The 15,599-nt window shown below is 40.1% G+C and carries 13 protein-coding genes; 5 read left to right on the top strand and 8 right to left on the bottom strand.

Annotation, left to right across the window (positions count from 1 at the left end):
- Nucleotides 1-249 precede the first annotated feature (249 nt).
- Complete coding sequence (locus tag ACOMHB_RS10760) at nt 250-645, bottom strand: disulfide bond formation protein B (protein WP_448216615.1); 396 nt, start codon at nt 643-645, stop codon at nt 250-252.
- Between the two features lie 109 nt (nt 646-754).
- Entirely contained in the window at nt 755-1,906 is a 1,152-nt protein-coding gene (gene pdxB, locus ACOMHB_RS10755) for a 4-phosphoerythronate dehydrogenase PdxB (protein WP_448216614.1), read from the bottom strand.
- Between the two features lie 142 nt (nt 1,907-2,048).
- Between pdxB and ACOMHB_RS10750 the strand changes: the two genes are divergently transcribed.
- Both ACOMHB_RS10750 and ACOMHB_RS10745 read left to right on the top strand, forming a co-directional pair.
- Nucleotides 2,049-3,113, top strand: a complete 1,065-nt coding sequence (locus ACOMHB_RS10750; protein ID WP_448216613.1) for a DUF3080 family protein — start codon at nt 2,049-2,051, stop codon at nt 3,111-3,113.
- An 81-nt stretch (nt 3,114-3,194) separates the two neighbouring features.
- On the top strand, nt 3,195-3,884 hold the full coding sequence (locus ACOMHB_RS10745) for a hypothetical protein (RefSeq protein WP_422133253.1): 690 nt from the start codon (nt 3,195-3,197) through the stop codon (nt 3,882-3,884).
- Between the two features lie 106 nt (nt 3,885-3,990).
- On the opposite strand, the gene ACOMHB_RS10740 is transcribed toward ACOMHB_RS10745, so the two are convergent.
- The 4 genes from ACOMHB_RS10740 to ACOMHB_RS10725 all read right to left on the bottom strand — a co-directional run bounded on the left by ACOMHB_RS10740 (nt 3,991) and on the right by ACOMHB_RS10725 (nt 6,153).
- Nucleotides 3,991-4,407 carry a hypothetical protein gene (locus ACOMHB_RS10740; RefSeq protein ID WP_448216612.1) on the bottom strand — a complete coding sequence of 139 codons (417 nt, stop codon included), beginning with the start codon at nt 4,405-4,407 and terminating at the stop codon, nt 3,991-3,993.
- Between the two features lie 217 nt (nt 4,408-4,624).
- Nucleotides 4,625-4,972: a hypothetical protein gene (locus tag ACOMHB_RS10735; protein ID WP_448216611.1), complete on the bottom strand. Its 348-nt coding sequence runs from the start codon at nt 4,970-4,972 to the stop codon at nt 4,625-4,627.
- Nucleotides 4,973-5,162: 190 nt separating this feature from the next.
- Entirely contained in the window at nt 5,163-5,510 is a 348-nt protein-coding gene (locus tag ACOMHB_RS10730) for a hypothetical protein (protein WP_448216610.1), read from the bottom strand.
- Between the two features lie 238 nt (nt 5,511-5,748).
- Nucleotides 5,749-6,153 carry a hypothetical protein gene (locus tag ACOMHB_RS10725; RefSeq protein WP_448216609.1) on the bottom strand — a complete coding sequence of 135 codons (405 nt, stop codon included), beginning with the start codon at nt 6,151-6,153 and terminating at the stop codon, nt 5,749-5,751.
- Between the two features lie 601 nt (nt 6,154-6,754).
- Between ACOMHB_RS10725 and ACOMHB_RS10720 the strand changes: the two genes are divergently transcribed.
- From ACOMHB_RS10720 to ACOMHB_RS10710, 3 genes are all read left to right on the top strand, one after another.
- Nucleotides 6,755-7,642 carry a protein kinase domain-containing protein gene (locus ACOMHB_RS10720; RefSeq protein ID WP_448216608.1) on the top strand — a complete coding sequence of 296 codons (888 nt, stop codon included), beginning with the start codon at nt 6,755-6,757 and terminating at the stop codon, nt 7,640-7,642.
- Entirely contained in the window at nt 7,642-9,045 is a 1,404-nt protein-coding gene (locus ACOMHB_RS10715) for a hypothetical protein (RefSeq protein WP_448216607.1), read from the top strand. The genes ACOMHB_RS10720 and ACOMHB_RS10715 overlap by 1 nt, the downstream gene beginning before the upstream one ends.
- Before the next feature lie 179 nt (nt 9,046-9,224).
- On the top strand, nt 9,225-10,592 hold the full coding sequence (locus ACOMHB_RS10710) for a hypothetical protein (RefSeq protein WP_448216606.1): 1,368 nt from the start codon (nt 9,225-9,227) through the stop codon (nt 10,590-10,592).
- A gap of 255 nt (nt 10,593-10,847) precedes the next feature.
- On the opposite strand, the gene ACOMHB_RS10705 is transcribed toward ACOMHB_RS10710, so the two are convergent.
- Nucleotides 10,848-11,633, bottom strand: coding sequence for a hypothetical protein (locus tag ACOMHB_RS10705; protein WP_448216605.1), 786 nt, complete (start codon nt 11,631-11,633; stop codon nt 10,848-10,850).
- 332 nt (nt 11,634-11,965) lie between these two features.
- Nucleotides 11,966-15,013, bottom strand: coding sequence for a death domain-containing protein (locus ACOMHB_RS10700; RefSeq protein ID WP_448216604.1), 3,048 nt, complete (start codon nt 15,011-15,013; stop codon nt 11,966-11,968).
- Nucleotides 15,014-15,599 lie beyond the last annotated feature (586 nt).

Genomic DNA, 15,599 nt, shown 5'->3' with positions numbered 1-15,599 from the left:
GAAAAAGCCGCCGTCCAGAATATGCAAAACCAACTGGTTAGGTACTTGTACATCCATTAGTATTTCATTAAGCACCTGTCCAGATGGTTTATCAAATCTGGATGGCAGTTTTTTTATTCTTCCAGATTAAAAATCTTATTATTCATTTGACAGATAAAACGAATAATAATTTCCTTTTATGGATATTAATACTAACAATAAAGTAAGCCAGCATAACAAATAGCAGGAACTTATCTTCGAACTTTTGTTTCAGACTTTTGCTTCAGACTTTTGTTTCAGACTTTTACGGCTTAGTAAAGCCCGTTCGATCAAGAGCAGCAACTCGCCACAGAGCAAACACAGAGCAATGATAACCAGCGGGGTATTCAACGAGAAGTGCCAGCTTTTTATCATCAGGAACAGATGCTGGGAAGCCGTGACCAGACCGACCACGGAAAACAGACAGGTTAAGAAAATACTGATATAGCGGTAATGAGGCAAAACCATCAGAACACCGAGCAGACCAACGGCAGTTCTTTCCGTGCGGCAGAATGGACAGGTTTTCACGATCTCTGTCAGATCCATCCACCAGGTCACTGCGCAAATCGCAATAGCTATCCAGCCCAAAGGTCTAATGTAGCGGCTCATCACCAGTGTTTTGATCATGTAACCTGTCCCAGTGCACTCATCTGTACAGGTTTATCGTAAGATTCCTGAGACTCTTTATAACGAAGTGATCGTATCGATCTGCATATGAGAAACTAACAAAACTGTCTCAGACCTCCTGAAGATTAAAGCCCAGGGCCTTTAGATGTTCTTGAACCTTAGGCTCACATTTTTTGGCCTGAAGCACCAGAGTGCTGAATTCCCGCCGCTCCCGGTAGTGCTTTCTCATCCGGTCAAATTCGATCGCGCGCGCCTCTTTCTTCATGGTGATGAGACGTCGCATAAGCGCATCGTCACGGCGCAGATCGTAGACGGATTTCATCGCAGTACCTGCGGCCTGGGCAGCGGTAGCTGAGTCATTAAAACCCATTCTCTTCAGTGCAGGCATGGGAGTGATAGCGGCCAGTCTAACCCTGCACGGCAAGCCAAAGGTCTGGCAAAGGGCCTTATAGACCTTCTCGGTACCCGAGATCTTGCCGTCAAGACTATAGCCAGCAATATGGGGGGTGCCGATATCCACGCGAGCCAGCAAATCCAGATTGACATCGGGCTCATATTCCCAGACATCCAGCACCACACTGAGATCCAGACCTTCTTCGAGTAATTCCAACAGCGCCTGATTATCAATGACCGGGCCTCTCCCGGCATTGATCAGAATAGAGCCCGGTTTTATCTTGCTCAGCCTGTCATAATCCAACATATGATAGGTAGGATAATCCACGTCCCGGGTCAGGGGAGTATGCAGAGCAATGACATCACACTGACGTAACAAAGTTTCCAGGGATTCGAACCGAACACCCGCCGTTCGTTCACAAAGTGGATCACAGGCCATGACCTCAACACCCAGCCCTTCAAGGGTTTTATAAAGTTGGCTGCCCACCTGACCATGACCCACAATACCTACCTTTCTGTTCACCAGACTGAAGCCATCCCGATCGGCAAGAATATCGAGGGCACAAAGCACATACTCAACAACAGAACGGGCATTACAGCCAGGCGCATTGGCAAAAGTAATGCCCCGGCCAGCCAGAGTTTGCTGATCGATATGGTCAACGCCCGCAGTACAAGAACCAACAAACCTGAGAGATGAAGCCTGCCGCAGTAGTGCTTCATTCACCACTGTTACTGAACGCACCAGCAGCGCGTCTGCGTCCGCAATATCGCTTGCAGTAATATCTCGCCCGTGTAAAGCCACTACTTCACCCAGTGCCCCGAAGCATTCATGAAGTAATGGAATGTTCTCGTCAGCAACAATTTTCATCGATGGCCGTATTCGTTAAGTCCAGTGATGGCGTGATACTATAGTCCATTCTTAAAATTAACAACTCAGGGCTTATGTGGATCAGTCACTCCTGTTTGAGAAATAAAACCTATACTGCACTCAATCCTGTCAATCACTGCTCATGACTTTGAAAGTAACTGTTCGCTCCCTTGCCTTGCTTTTGCTGATCACACTGGCAGGCTGTGGTTATCGTTCCACAGCTGAATACCAGCTGGAAGAGTATGAAGAAAGAATCAGTAACGTTACCGGACAGCCAATGCAGTCTGCTACGGTCAGTTTTCCTGAAATGCCTCCGTTAAGACAGCGTCAATATCCATTACCGGATATTCGTTTAAAAGCACTGGAAGCCCTGAATCTTCTCGAATGCCCAAGACTTACGCAGCTTATTGCACACCGCAACAACAGTTTAGGTAAGCAGATGCAGCCTTCCCAGTTGCTGCACTACGAAAAAAAACTGATCGTCCAGCTGGAAGACTGCACAAACTATTTACAGCAGCAGAATAAAAAGGCAGAACTAAGAACCAGATTGAAAGCTATCCTTCAGCGGAAAGAAGCCGCATTGCCTGCCGCCAAATGGAACATGCTGCTGTCTGGAACTGAACTGCCAAGCCAGTTGAGCGGCTTTCAGACCCTGCTTCCTCTCCATGGAGATAATGGCCGTCAGGGAACACTGGAAGCCTTAAACTATCTGAGGCTTTATCTGAAAGATGACCGTTTTGCTCCTCCCTACGATCAACAGTCTCTGGAAATGCAACTGCAACAATTAACCGCTTCTCACTACAGTGGTCAACTACTGGCTGCCGCGTCAGCTATTACCAACACTCTCAACCGTGTTTCAGTGATGCTGGAAAAGAGCGACAATATCTGCCCTCAAGGTCGGCGCTCTGTAAAAATAGAACGACTCAACAATGTCTTCAGACTTTTCTACGTCGACAGTATCCAACCCTACATGGCCAAAGTCGTTTCGGAAGGGAGAGAGTGGCGATCTGTCATGTTGCCTTTACTGCTTGAACTGCCACCTGCTCCAGACAAGGCCATGAAAGACTACCTATTGGCCATTACCGGTTCTGATTACGCCTTTTCAGTTTGGCATCAATTGGACAAGGCCATTCTGCGCCATACCCGAAGTTGGCAAAAAGTGCTGTCTGAATGCCAGATGCAACCCGGACAAATCCCTCCGAATTAACTTCCAGACTCCAGTGCCGATAGACAGCCTTAAGGGCGATTCCTGACTCACACTTAAGCGCCCTGCAGCACGGGAGATTCAATGGATAAAAAGCCGGATGACGAAGGGAATGTGATTGACCTTTTTACCCGCAAACCCGTCAACGAAACCGAAAGTGAAAAAATTATCAGGCTGGCGCCGGAGCAGGATGGCCTGGAAATGCTTTACAGCAACGACGCTAATCCCGGAAAACTGTTCAGTATGAAAATTCTCTGCTGGGCACTGAAAAAAGATGGTACGGTCGATGCTCTGGTGCCATGGCTCAATAAGCTGGTGCCTGCCCGAGAGCTCAATGATCCGCTGAATGGACGCTGGGAAGGCTACTACGACAGCTTTCATGATCACGCCTTTTTTGAGCCTCCCGAATACAAAATAACAGAGCTGGAAACCGCCGCCCTATACTTTCAAACGAAAGAAGAAGACCCCGACTTCGTTTTGCAGGAAATTGGCGACAATATTGGCACTCATGCGATCCTGACAGAAGACAACTTTCACACCCTGATGTTGATTCATGTCACTAGCTGGCGCCTATACAATGACGGCCGAATTCATGCCATGCTGGCCGATGAGAAAAAAGTACAAACCACACCCATTCTGCCCAAAGATGAATGCCTTTTTCCAGCGCAGGAGCATGAAGATTTCAAGTATTTCTTTCACCACATCATTGCCAACAAAATTAAACATGGTGACCCTGATGCCATTGCAGCCTTCACTGAAATGATCGAAGATTAAGCACCTGATGTCAGGGAAGATTTTTTCTAATTATTAAACACCCCCATTTGGAGAGGCTGGGCTACAGGGAAAGTCCCTTGCTAATCTTTGTTATTAACTCTATTTCTTAATATTTTGGTTTTAATACGCACTGATCCCTTCCTTGCCCAGGATTAAAGCTTATGGAATCTACAATCACTTCTTTATAAAATGAGCCTTGGGGATGACCAACAAATATTTGGCTAATTGAATCCAGATCGTACAAAGGTAAAACATGTGCCACAGTCAAATAAAATTGCCCCATCATCACGCCAGTAATTGCTTGATAAATATCACCATCAGTTGTTATTACGATTACTTGCAAAGGAGGATTTAATAAATAAGTTAGTGATTTCACACTGCACTCTTCTTTTTTTACAGTTTTTTTTACAGTTGTGTCCTGGCTGATATTCTTATCAGAACCTGAGTTATCTTCTTCCATCATGCCCCAAGTGTTTATTGAAATAAATTTAACAACAACAAAGAGTAGAACAGAAACCTTCATTACAACACCAACTTAAATAGAACAAAATCAGATTGGGTATTATAGCTTATAGTGAGAGGCTTATAACGCCTGTCGCTTGAGGAGCGCACAGCAGGAATCTCGTGAAAAACCCTGCCAGGTGCATTTTTATTAGTTTGATAATTTTCATCACCAGAACCACTTAAAAGATTCTATAAAATACCTTCTCACAGTTTTAAATTGATTCTAATGTATTAAATTAATGACCATACACCCAAAGAGATAGCTCATAATTATAGGTAGCATTCCTTCTTGAAAAGGCTCTTTTCATTAAAACCCTGATGACATAGTTACCATCTTTCAGTATTTCAACAGGCTTATCATTTTCTAAAGTAAGGTTGACTGGAGAATAAATTATAACTTCAAGGTTTTTTGCTTGAAGATTGGATAAGAGTTTATCATTTTCACATAAATACAATCTATACTCGTCGTATGCATAACCTGAAATACTCCCTCTATAAACGTATTTATGAATATCACCCTGACTGGTATAAAAACAACCAGTTAGAACCACTAACAGAAAGACATGGGAATATTTTTTAATCATCTTTCCTCCACTACCTCTAACTCTGATGCTCTTTGTTCTACTCTTTCCCCCTTATACTTTATATTAAATCACTAACCTATACGCTCGAAATTGTATTCAGGTACGCCGTAGAGCCTGTATTTTTTATGGTCCGATTTTAAAGTATGCTTTTAATCGTCTTGATGAGTTTTATTAAAAGAGTTTCAAGGTTTCACCGTCGTTGAACCTGAATGTGCTGAATTTTCCCATCATGCACAACCACATCTTCCGAACCAGAATACTCTACAATTTCACCAGTGTGTGTTTCACCGACAAAGTTAAAAGTAAAATGAACAATTCCGGGTTTGGTTTCTATGACACTGCTTACTTGCCATTCAAGGCTTGCAAACATACCATGATAAAGTCTCTGCATAGTCATGATGTCATTCACACCCAGAAAAAGCTCACCCTTTCCCGATCTGTAAGTAGTACTTTCACAAAATAGCTTTGTGATCTCATCAAAATTACTGTCATTTGAGAGTTGGAAGTAATACTTTGCTATCTTCAATGGATCGGTCATGCTTTGAGCTCCTCAACTGTACAGAACTGAGTCATAGCATAGACCAGCCCGGGAACATAACACCAGCTTCAGCTGAACCACCGACTGCAGTGAGCAGTCGAACCAAGTCCCGGATAGAATTGGCAGATGCAGGAATTTTCACAAACTAAGCTAATGCATCTTGCAAAATATTTCTATTGACTCTGCCAAGACCAGAATAGTCAGACTTGAAAAACGAAAGCTGATACGAATAATGCTTTTATTTACTTTGCTTTAACCCCATAATTTCACTTTTTAACTCTTGAAGCTCTTCGCTCAAGCCTAAGTCACTACATATGTTGATATACTCTCCACCTTCATTCAAAACATTCAAAACTCCTAGTAAGAGCTCCATCAACTGATCATTTAAGTCTTTATTTTTTTGCAAACCCAGAAAAGTAAAATCAACAAAACCACCTGACGCGGATACAGAAGAAGACTTTATCGGCTGATTAAAACCAGTGCGACCTAAACCATCTTCTGCCAACCTTTTTAATTGCCTCAAATATATTTCTTTTGGTTTTTTTGGATTATATTGAGTTCCAATTAAGACTACTGAAGATATAATTCGAATCATATCAATTATTTCTGCAAGCCCAGATATTTCACAAGCATTCAAAAACATTTGATGACACTCAGCACTTTTTTTATATGATATTATTAATCCTCTGTCGTTAATCGAAAGAAAACGAGAACTGATTGAAAGAACTGTTGCGTACGAATGAAATGAAAGCAAAAATATCAGCAACAATGAGATCGTCTTTTTGAACCTCATAATAAACTGTTCTCATGGTCTATTTACCTTGAAAAATAGCACTGGATATTTCGGAAAACAAAAAAATAGAAACGACCAGGCTGCTGCGAGCACGAGCCCTGGAATAACCAACTAAAACGACAAGAATAGATAAGTACCTAACCAGTTGGTTTCGCATATTCTGGACTGCGGCTTTTTCCATCCTTCTGCGTTCCAACTCTGGTTGCGTAGCTATGGCTACGCGCCCGTCGTTGCGCCTTGAAGGATGAAAAAATCCACTCGCCAGAATATGCGAAACCAACTGGCCAAGTACTTAACAGGATGAAAATTGTTCACCGGTAGATTGGTCAAATTTACGGTTTTGCTTATTATCCTCCTAACTTATTGGTAAGTAATGCTAACAAATAAAGAAACATTTTAAATGTAAAGCACACTAATGTATAAATTCACAATACATTACAGGTTTACCAAAATGCAGCCGACTTCTTCAGCGACCCATGTAAAGGGAGCACAAATACCACCCCCAAACTCAACTAATGAGACAACAGTTGTTTTAGCTAAAGGCCATTATGTAAAAATACAATTGATTGGTTGCGGATCTTATGGAAAAGTTTATTTAGCTAAAAATGAAACAGAATCTACGAACAAAGATAATTTTGTTGCTCTTAAAATAGCACAAAGATATGGAGAGATTGAAATCAACGTATTAAGTAAGCTAAACCCTCATAGAAACATTGTAAATCTGTTAGATTTTTCTATTTCTGATCACAAAGTATGCTTAGCCTTAGAACTTGGAGACTGTTCTCTGGATAAACTTGTTGGTTTATGGGGTAAAGAAAAAATAAAATTATCAATTGGACAACTTGATTTTTTACTTACTGAGTTATTAGAGGCCTATAAGTATATTGAGAGTAAGGGATTATTAAACAACACTGATTTATCTGAAGGCAATGTTCTCTATTTTAAAAGTGAAAACAGATTAAAACTGACAGATTTTGGAATTAACTGGGATGGTAGTACAACACAATCCAAAATCGGGAATCTTGTCTATTATGTTTTAACCCGATTAAGCCATAATTGTGATGCTCTGCCTTATGAGGGAAAAGCTGCTTTTTGTAATGTAAAATGTTTTAAAAGAATTTTCTTCGAGCCTGACTTTTCATATTTAGATTGGAAAAAGGATTTAGATAAAAAACACATAGAATTAATTATTAACTTATCAAAAGGTGTATTTAGTATTCCAGATATCACAACCTTATTGAACAATCTAAGTGAGAAATTAGAGCTTTTACCTGTGCCCGAGAATTTAATCTCAGGAGAAAATATTAAAGCACATATAGACCAAAGGGATATGGAATAATGGATCAAGCGATAAAACCAGACATATCATCATGGGGGTACATCCTGCCATACCCCGAAGTGGTGGCAGACACTCCATCCAGATATAGAGCTGATGCTGAAAAGTATCTTCCAAATCTTGATGAATACACAGAAAATCAATTGCTAAATAAAGACCTTTCATCAAGATGCATTTCTTTGGCTCAAACCGAAAAAAATGATGATAATCACCACCTCAAGCTTTCAAAAAATATAGTCTTTACCCAGGATCGAACTTATTTTGAGTTAATTGATGAAGAGTCCTGGAAAAACATGGCTGACAGTTTAAAATTTTCAGGCATTGATTCATTAGAAAAAGCTATTGCTATGGATTTGAGGGTATGTCCACCATGTCCGGTTTTCCATACATGGGTCGCACTGCATGGTACCAGCATATTTAATGGCTTGAATAATCCTGAAAAATTAGCGGGACTTAATTATGTTCAAAGAATTTTAGAAGAAGGAACCAACCTCAGTAAAAGTGATATACCACTACTAATAGTGTATTCAGATAAAAATCTAACAATATCTCAAATTAATGAGATGAAAGCTGAATTTAAAGATCACGACAATATTTTATGCATCTCTTTTGAAACAGATCTGCAACTAAAATTTCTCGCCCAATTAGAGCGATACGCCTCATCCATGAACTTTCATTTTATGGATTCTATTAGAATTATTGTATCGCAAAACATTACTAAGACTATAAGCTTTTGTATAGATAAGGCAAAGTCTGAAAACAAAACAGAACTGGCTAATCGTTTAGAAAAGCTCGGGGTTAATCATTTATTTTATTCAGATATTGATAATCAATGGTTAACCAGACCACCTTATATATTAGCGAGTCATGGGACTTTTACTCAGCCAATGATTTCAAAAATATTATCACTAACTCACATACGAGAAGGCGTTGTAGAAAAGTTATCTGAAATCAATAGAGAGCTCTTAGGGTGGCATAAATCATTTTTCTCAGAAATGCCTTACTTCAAAAAAAGAAAATCAACAAAATGGTCTGTAGAAAAAGCGAAAAAGTTATTTGATTATATTTTAAGTGGTGACGCAGAAAGTAATTATGAACATTTATCAAAACAGATTGCACATATTTCACCACACCACAATTATCTATTGATTCCTGATAGAGCAGTTTCCTGGGAGGGCGAAAATAGTTGTTGTTTTTTTTCAGAGCAGTCTAAAGATGTTTTTTTAGAAGGCGCTTTGAAAAGGCCTTTCATCATAGACCTTCATCAAATGCCAGATAGTCGACTTGATAATGACTCTTATAATCCAGATCAATATTACAGAGAAGCACACAGTCTCGTTGGGATGCAACTACTCAAATATTATTCTCATGGAAATGATAACACTTGGCACATTGCTACCTGGTAAACTCAAACAGAGTGACCCTGACACCATGTAAATAATATCCATCATCAATGTTTTTATATCTCGACTTCGGCTTTCAATCACACTTTGTCAGAGATACTTACACTCTTGTTAGCAATTAATTAGAACTAAACAAAGTTAAAAGACTCTAAAAATTATTGGGTATCAAAAGGAGCAATGACGTGGATAAAGTTGTAGGAGAGAACATATTTCCAGGAGAATATTCGTCACCATACTCTAAAACCGAGTATGAGAGCCCATCTGAAGCTATGAAATATCTCTCTGAAGCAAAAAACGATGGAGATTCTCTTAGTTATAAGGACTTATCATCAAGATACGTTGCTCCGGTAACACCCGAAAAAGGTAACGACAACCACCACTTCCAACTGGCAAAGAATATAGTCGCCACTCTGGATCCAGTTTATTTTGATTCCATTGATGACGATTCCTGGAAAAACATGGCTGATAGTTTAAAGTTTTCGGGCATAAATTCATTAGAGAAAGCCACAGCTATGGATTTGAAGGTATGTCCTCCATGCCCGGTATTTCACACATGGGTCGCACTGCACGGCACGACCATATTTAATGGCAAGAACAATCCTCGAACTCAACCAGGAATAAATTATATTCAGAGAATATTAGAAGAAGCAACTAACCTCAGTAGGCATGATATCCCACTGTTCATTGTGTTTTCGGACATGAATCTCACAAAACATCAAATTCAAGAAATGAAAGATGAATTTAAAAACCATGACAATATCCTGTGTATTTCTTTTGAATCAGACCTGCAGTTGAAATTACCCATACAACTACAGAATTATGCTTCATCCATGGGCATAATGTTTATGGATTCTATTAGAATTGCTGTATCTCAAAACATTACCAAGACTATAAGTTTTTGTATAGATAAGGCAAAATCAGAAAACAAAACTGATTTAGTAAATCGTTTTGAGAAGCTCGGGAGCAATCATTTGTTTTATTCAGATATTGATAATCAATGGCTTTCCAAACCACCTTATATACTAGCTAGCCATGGAACATTTACTCAGCCAATATTTTCAAGATATTTGCCACTAAACGAATTAGAACTTGTGATTTTAAACGGATTATCTGATAAGGTTAGAGAGCATTTAAGAACGCATAGATCATTTTTCATTGCTATGCCTCACTTAAATAAATACAATTCAGGAAATTGGTCTATTGAAAAAGCTAGAAACCTGTCTGATTATATTTTATCTGGTGAGGCACAGTCCAACTATGAATATCTAGTAAAACAGATAGCAGATGTTGCATCTCATTACGTTAAGTTATTGAAATACACTAGTTTCGTTTTTTCTAAGGGAGACAATAGTTGTCTGTTTCTGGCGGAGCATTCAAAAGATTTTTTCTTAGAAGGTGCTCTAAAGGCCCCCTGCGTTATAGACCTTCATCAAAATCCAGATATTTATTATTATAATAAAGACCCATATTACAGAGAAGCACACAACCTCGTTGGAATGCAATTACTCAAGTATCATTATCATGGGCATGATAAGACCTGGGTAGGGTAAAAATTCTAAGGACAATGGACTGATATTTCAGGCAGGAGTCGGCTGCTGGTTAATTCTGTATTTTCCTAAATCAGAAATATTTATGCTCATATTACTGATGGCGAGTCCAGCGGAGGCTTTCCGAACAAAAAAACTACACCACTTTGGGAAAAGGTTTTAGATCAGCATTCGCTGATAACAGGAGCCGCAAGTTTTACGGCTTTGTTTTTGGTTTTTTTCTACAGGCTCGTTATATGCTGTAAGTGAATCATACTACTAACGGAATTCAAGTCTTTGCTTCAAGGAGTGAAGTAAAAATGGAATACAAACAGCTACTATTGGGGTTACTATAATGATTGCCACTGAAAATACTGAAGCACTTGCACTAAATAGTAGTTTCACTGCAATATCTGATGGATAAGTTATTTCTCTACTATTACCAATAAGAAACTCACATCGACTACCAGTATAAACTTCAGTGAAAGAAAGCTCCTCTCTTGCATTATTCAGCCCGTCAAAGTTTAAAAGAGATTTATATAAGTATATTTTCCTAAGTGTCCATTTGTTATCTAACTCAGTGGAGTGGATACTTTTTTCCGAAAATACAAGTGTTATATTCTCATTGCTTAGTGTTGTTACAATACCATGGGCAATTGTAATATCATTCTGAGATTGAATATCTGTGATATAGACAGGCTTATCAGTAACTTCGCTAACAAAAAATGTTAGTGGTAATAATTTTCGTATAACACTTACATCTTTAAATTTATCCATAAAAAGAAAAAATTCTTCATTGGGGATATCTCTATTATCATTACGTCCTTCCAAAAGCCCCTTAAAATAGACATAATCATGAGAATATTCTTCCAAGCTTTCATTACTTGCATAGCGAATCATTCTTACATTGTTAAATAACACACTATTTTCGTATCTGCTAATATCTCCGGTAATCGTAAATCCACTTCTGTGCTCTGCAATAAACGGAGTAGAATGACAAACAGATGAAATTAAATTACAAATACATAATGCAATGGCTTGTATATTTGAACATAAAATTTTCATAGTTGATCCGGTTATCCAAAAGTTCACAAGACATAGTGGATAAAAGTAGCAAAGGAGTCAGAGGTTGCACATAAATATCCGTTAGCCGGAGGTCTCTAGCCCCTACACCATGGCAAGCCGGTCCACAGTCGGCAATTCACTGGGGATAGTTAAACCGGATCCATAAGTCTTTCTGAGTAACAAGCCCAAAGTTTGCAAGAAGAGTGTCGTTCAATGCCAGCTCCACCGCAAAAGTTTTGCTCAACCCTTGATCAAGAGCCAGACAGTAGACTTGCTGATGCTTCTTATAACCCAGCCCCATATTACAGAGGGGCACTGCAAAGATACTCATTTCAAAAATGGTAACGCCTTACTAAATATTGTATAAGGTCGTATCGTCCGATCTTTGCAAAAACTTCCAGTAAGTCATCGAAGATAATCCGACCTTTCATTTTTTGCCATTTTTCTATCATTACCCTTGCCTTATCATGATCGTCACCCTTATTAATCTCTCTTAGATGTTCTTCATTAAGAACACCGGTCTGTTTGGCAAATCTTTGCCAATCGATTCCCAGTTTAGAAGCAATAATCAGGAGTTCCTCTTGTGCTACGGTAGAGCTCAACTTTACAGTGCTTTTTCTTTCGACAATTTGGTCAGGATCGATGCCTAGTTTAGAACAAACACCCATCATTTTTTCTAAATGAGGGCTCAAAGTTGCAGGCTGTCGCCTGCTTATTTCTGATTGCTGATACTGTGGATCTGCGGACGCATGTGCAACGGCTTGTGTTGACGGAACAGGTTCAGAATCCGATAGCTCATCAAACGATTGATCCGATGGCTCACCAAATAGTGCCCCAGGGGCCATACCAAAGATCAAAAACATACTATGTATAAACTTGTCTTTTTCTTCTGCTCCCTTCTGTTCCAGAAGCGTAACAAGCTGTTCAACGCCTTTTAAGGCAAAGGTTCTTAGAAGCTCAAGTTGCTTACTTGATACATCTTCCGCAAAACGAACATTTTCATAGAATAGATCTTTTAAACGCTTTCCGTGCATTGATCTTATGAGAACAAAAGCAGTCAATAGAGTTTCAATTTCATAAAAATCTATAAACTGATTGGTACTAATATTTAATGCCAGATCATGAAATGATTGACTATTGCTTCCAGTTAAATAACTTCTGTTACTTGGAGTAATAAAAGAGTATTCACCACCAAACCCAAACTTAAGAATTCTTGTTAACTCCCCACGATTATTGTACGGATCCGGTATACCAAAACCGTACCTATCATAAACATCTCTGCCAAATTTATTGAACATTATTACTATTAAAAAACTTGATGGAAATATTTCAGCTTTTAGCGACCGACTCATTTCTTCAAATATTTTATAAATATAATTGATTAACACTATTTTCTGTTGGCTATCTATTCCTGAATAAAAAACTTGACCCGGATCATCAGAAGCTAAAAAGTCATTACCGGTTAGCTGGTTCAGCAATTCGTTTCCGAATCGATTCAAACTGGTTTCGCTCTCAAACTCATCCCTGTGAATAGCAAGTGTTTTAACAATCCTTGTCACCTCAGCGTAATCTTCAATTCCCTGGGTTTTTGCCAACTCACCGACTTGTAAAATAAGGTGATAAAGAGACAGACTGCCTTTTAAAAATTCAAACCATTTCGGATAAAATTCACTTAACGCATTTTTATCTGACATCAAATTTTGCGTTAAAAGGTTATAAAGTGCCGGTAAATTATAGTAATGATTAATGCGAAAACAATCTTCTCTCTCCCTTTCATTTAAATCCAAAGCTTTGAACCATTGAAATACATCGGTTACTGAAGTATCAGCGTCTTGTGTACCTGACACAGGTTCTTCTTCCCTGTCTTGTGCCATTGCGGAAGGCTGCGCTTCAGTCGATTCCTGCTCAAGTACACCAGATTCACGATCCAGACATTCTTTGCATTTATTAAAGGCGAGTACAGGCTTATTATTATTACAATTCTGGCATAATCTACCGCTTGATGAACCACCTGCCCCATCATCTCCGCCACTCTCTCTTCCACCACCGCTGTCCTGATTTTGACGACCATAGCCACCTTGAAACTGAGTTGGCTGGGCCCCGTTGAGATCGCCCTTTTGACTCCCAGTCTGACCGGTTCCGGTTCCTCCAGGATGGCCGATCCCGGTGGGGATCTGGCCAGGAAAAACGGACACGCTGCGTAATTGTTTGGGACTTAAAATGAACGCTTGCTGTCCATATCGACGGTAGTGTTCTGTTTGTAGCGGTTGTGGCGGGTTACTGCTCAGGTAATGTTCAAATACAGCTTCCGGATTATCAGGATTTCTCGACAATGCCAGAAAAAGCCCTGAACTCCTTTCAAGATTTGCAGCTTTTATTTTATCCCAAAGTTCTTGCGAAATAATAATGGCCTGCTCATTCCAACCCTGCTTGATTTTGAGCACAATCCGGGCATCCCAAATCTGTTTTTTTACGGCCTGGCCGTCAGTGCCAGGCACCAGAATAATCCTGCTGACCTGCTCACTCATCCATTCAAAGGAGTAAAGGGGGCCCATCCCGCCACTCGGCCTCTTCTTGAATAAATCGCCTAAATCATCGCCACTGCCAAAACCGCCTCCGCCAGAGCTTGTGAATGGTTCGCTGTTATCCGCAGTACCCGAGGCTCCGGGTATCGCAAAAGGCCCGCTGACACGACTGCTGTCGTCAGAATGTCCAGACCCATCCTTTTCAGCCGGTTTATCGCGGTAAAAAATATCGACAAATGATATTTTTTTGTTAGCAGACGCATTACTGCCAGGTAAAAACGGTAAAGACCCGTTTTCTGAAACAATACCGCTGCATTCCGGTTCTATAATCCACCCATCATCATTATCTTCAATGGCTAAAACCAACGATTGATGACCTGCCGGTAAACGCCATCTGGCCGAGTACTCGTGTTGCCATCGACCCCTGTCGGGTGTTGAAGCAACCCGTCTTATTCTCCCACTTTGCATATCCGGCATACCCTGACCCGTTACAGGCTTTTTAAATACCGGCAGAGAGGGAAAATCCCCTGTCGACGATGCAGGAGACGTCCGGAAACAAAAATTAAATTGATCGCCCGGTTGACTATCGAGAATGACATAAAACTGATTGTTCTCCAATTCAGAAACTGTTTTACCGTTCTCACCAACCGCTTTGCGATCATAAGTTAGAAGAAGAGGCGGATTGTTCCCTCTAAACGACAGTTTACTAATTTCTCCCGTTGTCTCACCCCATGTCTCAGTAACTTTGGAGGAACTCCCCCAACCTGCCCAGCTCAACAGGCTGGTATAAGCATTGCAGTGACCAGCGAGCGGCAAAGTAACAGACAAAATAAATAAAAAAAACAGGTGATCCATAGTCAGGAACCTCGTTGCTTTCATTTCTGAATTTATTTTTTAAGGTTTTATCGACAAAAAATAACAATAGACATTATATTTGAAAGTGCTTTATTTATTTCAGGTATTCGAAAACGGTTGCAGTGCCTTTCCCTCCTGACCCTGTGATAAGCAGAAATCAATCACTTGAATTTGCATCATCAAACAATAGTGTCCAGTGTTGCCTTCTGTGATTTGACAAGACTTGATGCTCTTCTGCTACGGCAGACTCCAATGTCACAGGCTGTAATCTGCTTGCTTCTGATAGGGGATGTGCGGCCGCGTGTTTGATGGCTTGCGTTGACGGAGCAGGTTCGGGATCTGATAGCTCATCATTACAGAGAGGCACATAGTCTCGTTGGAATGTTACTCAAGTACCATTATCAGAATGATTTTACTTGGTAAGCGTTCAGGCGGGACAGACTGCTATGACCTGCCGAGCTTAGATTTAAAAGGATTAAAACCTGCTTTTAAGAATTGGGGGATCAAATTTATGGATGCCCTGAAATCCATATGATGAAAAACCAGCGCAAAGCGCTGGCTTTTCCATCACAACACTGTTCCAACT

The organism is Endozoicomonas sp. 2B-B, from assembly GCF_053470045.1.
Note: the sequence above shows the minus strand (reverse complement) of the source record. Positions and strands in the feature narration are given on the sequence as shown.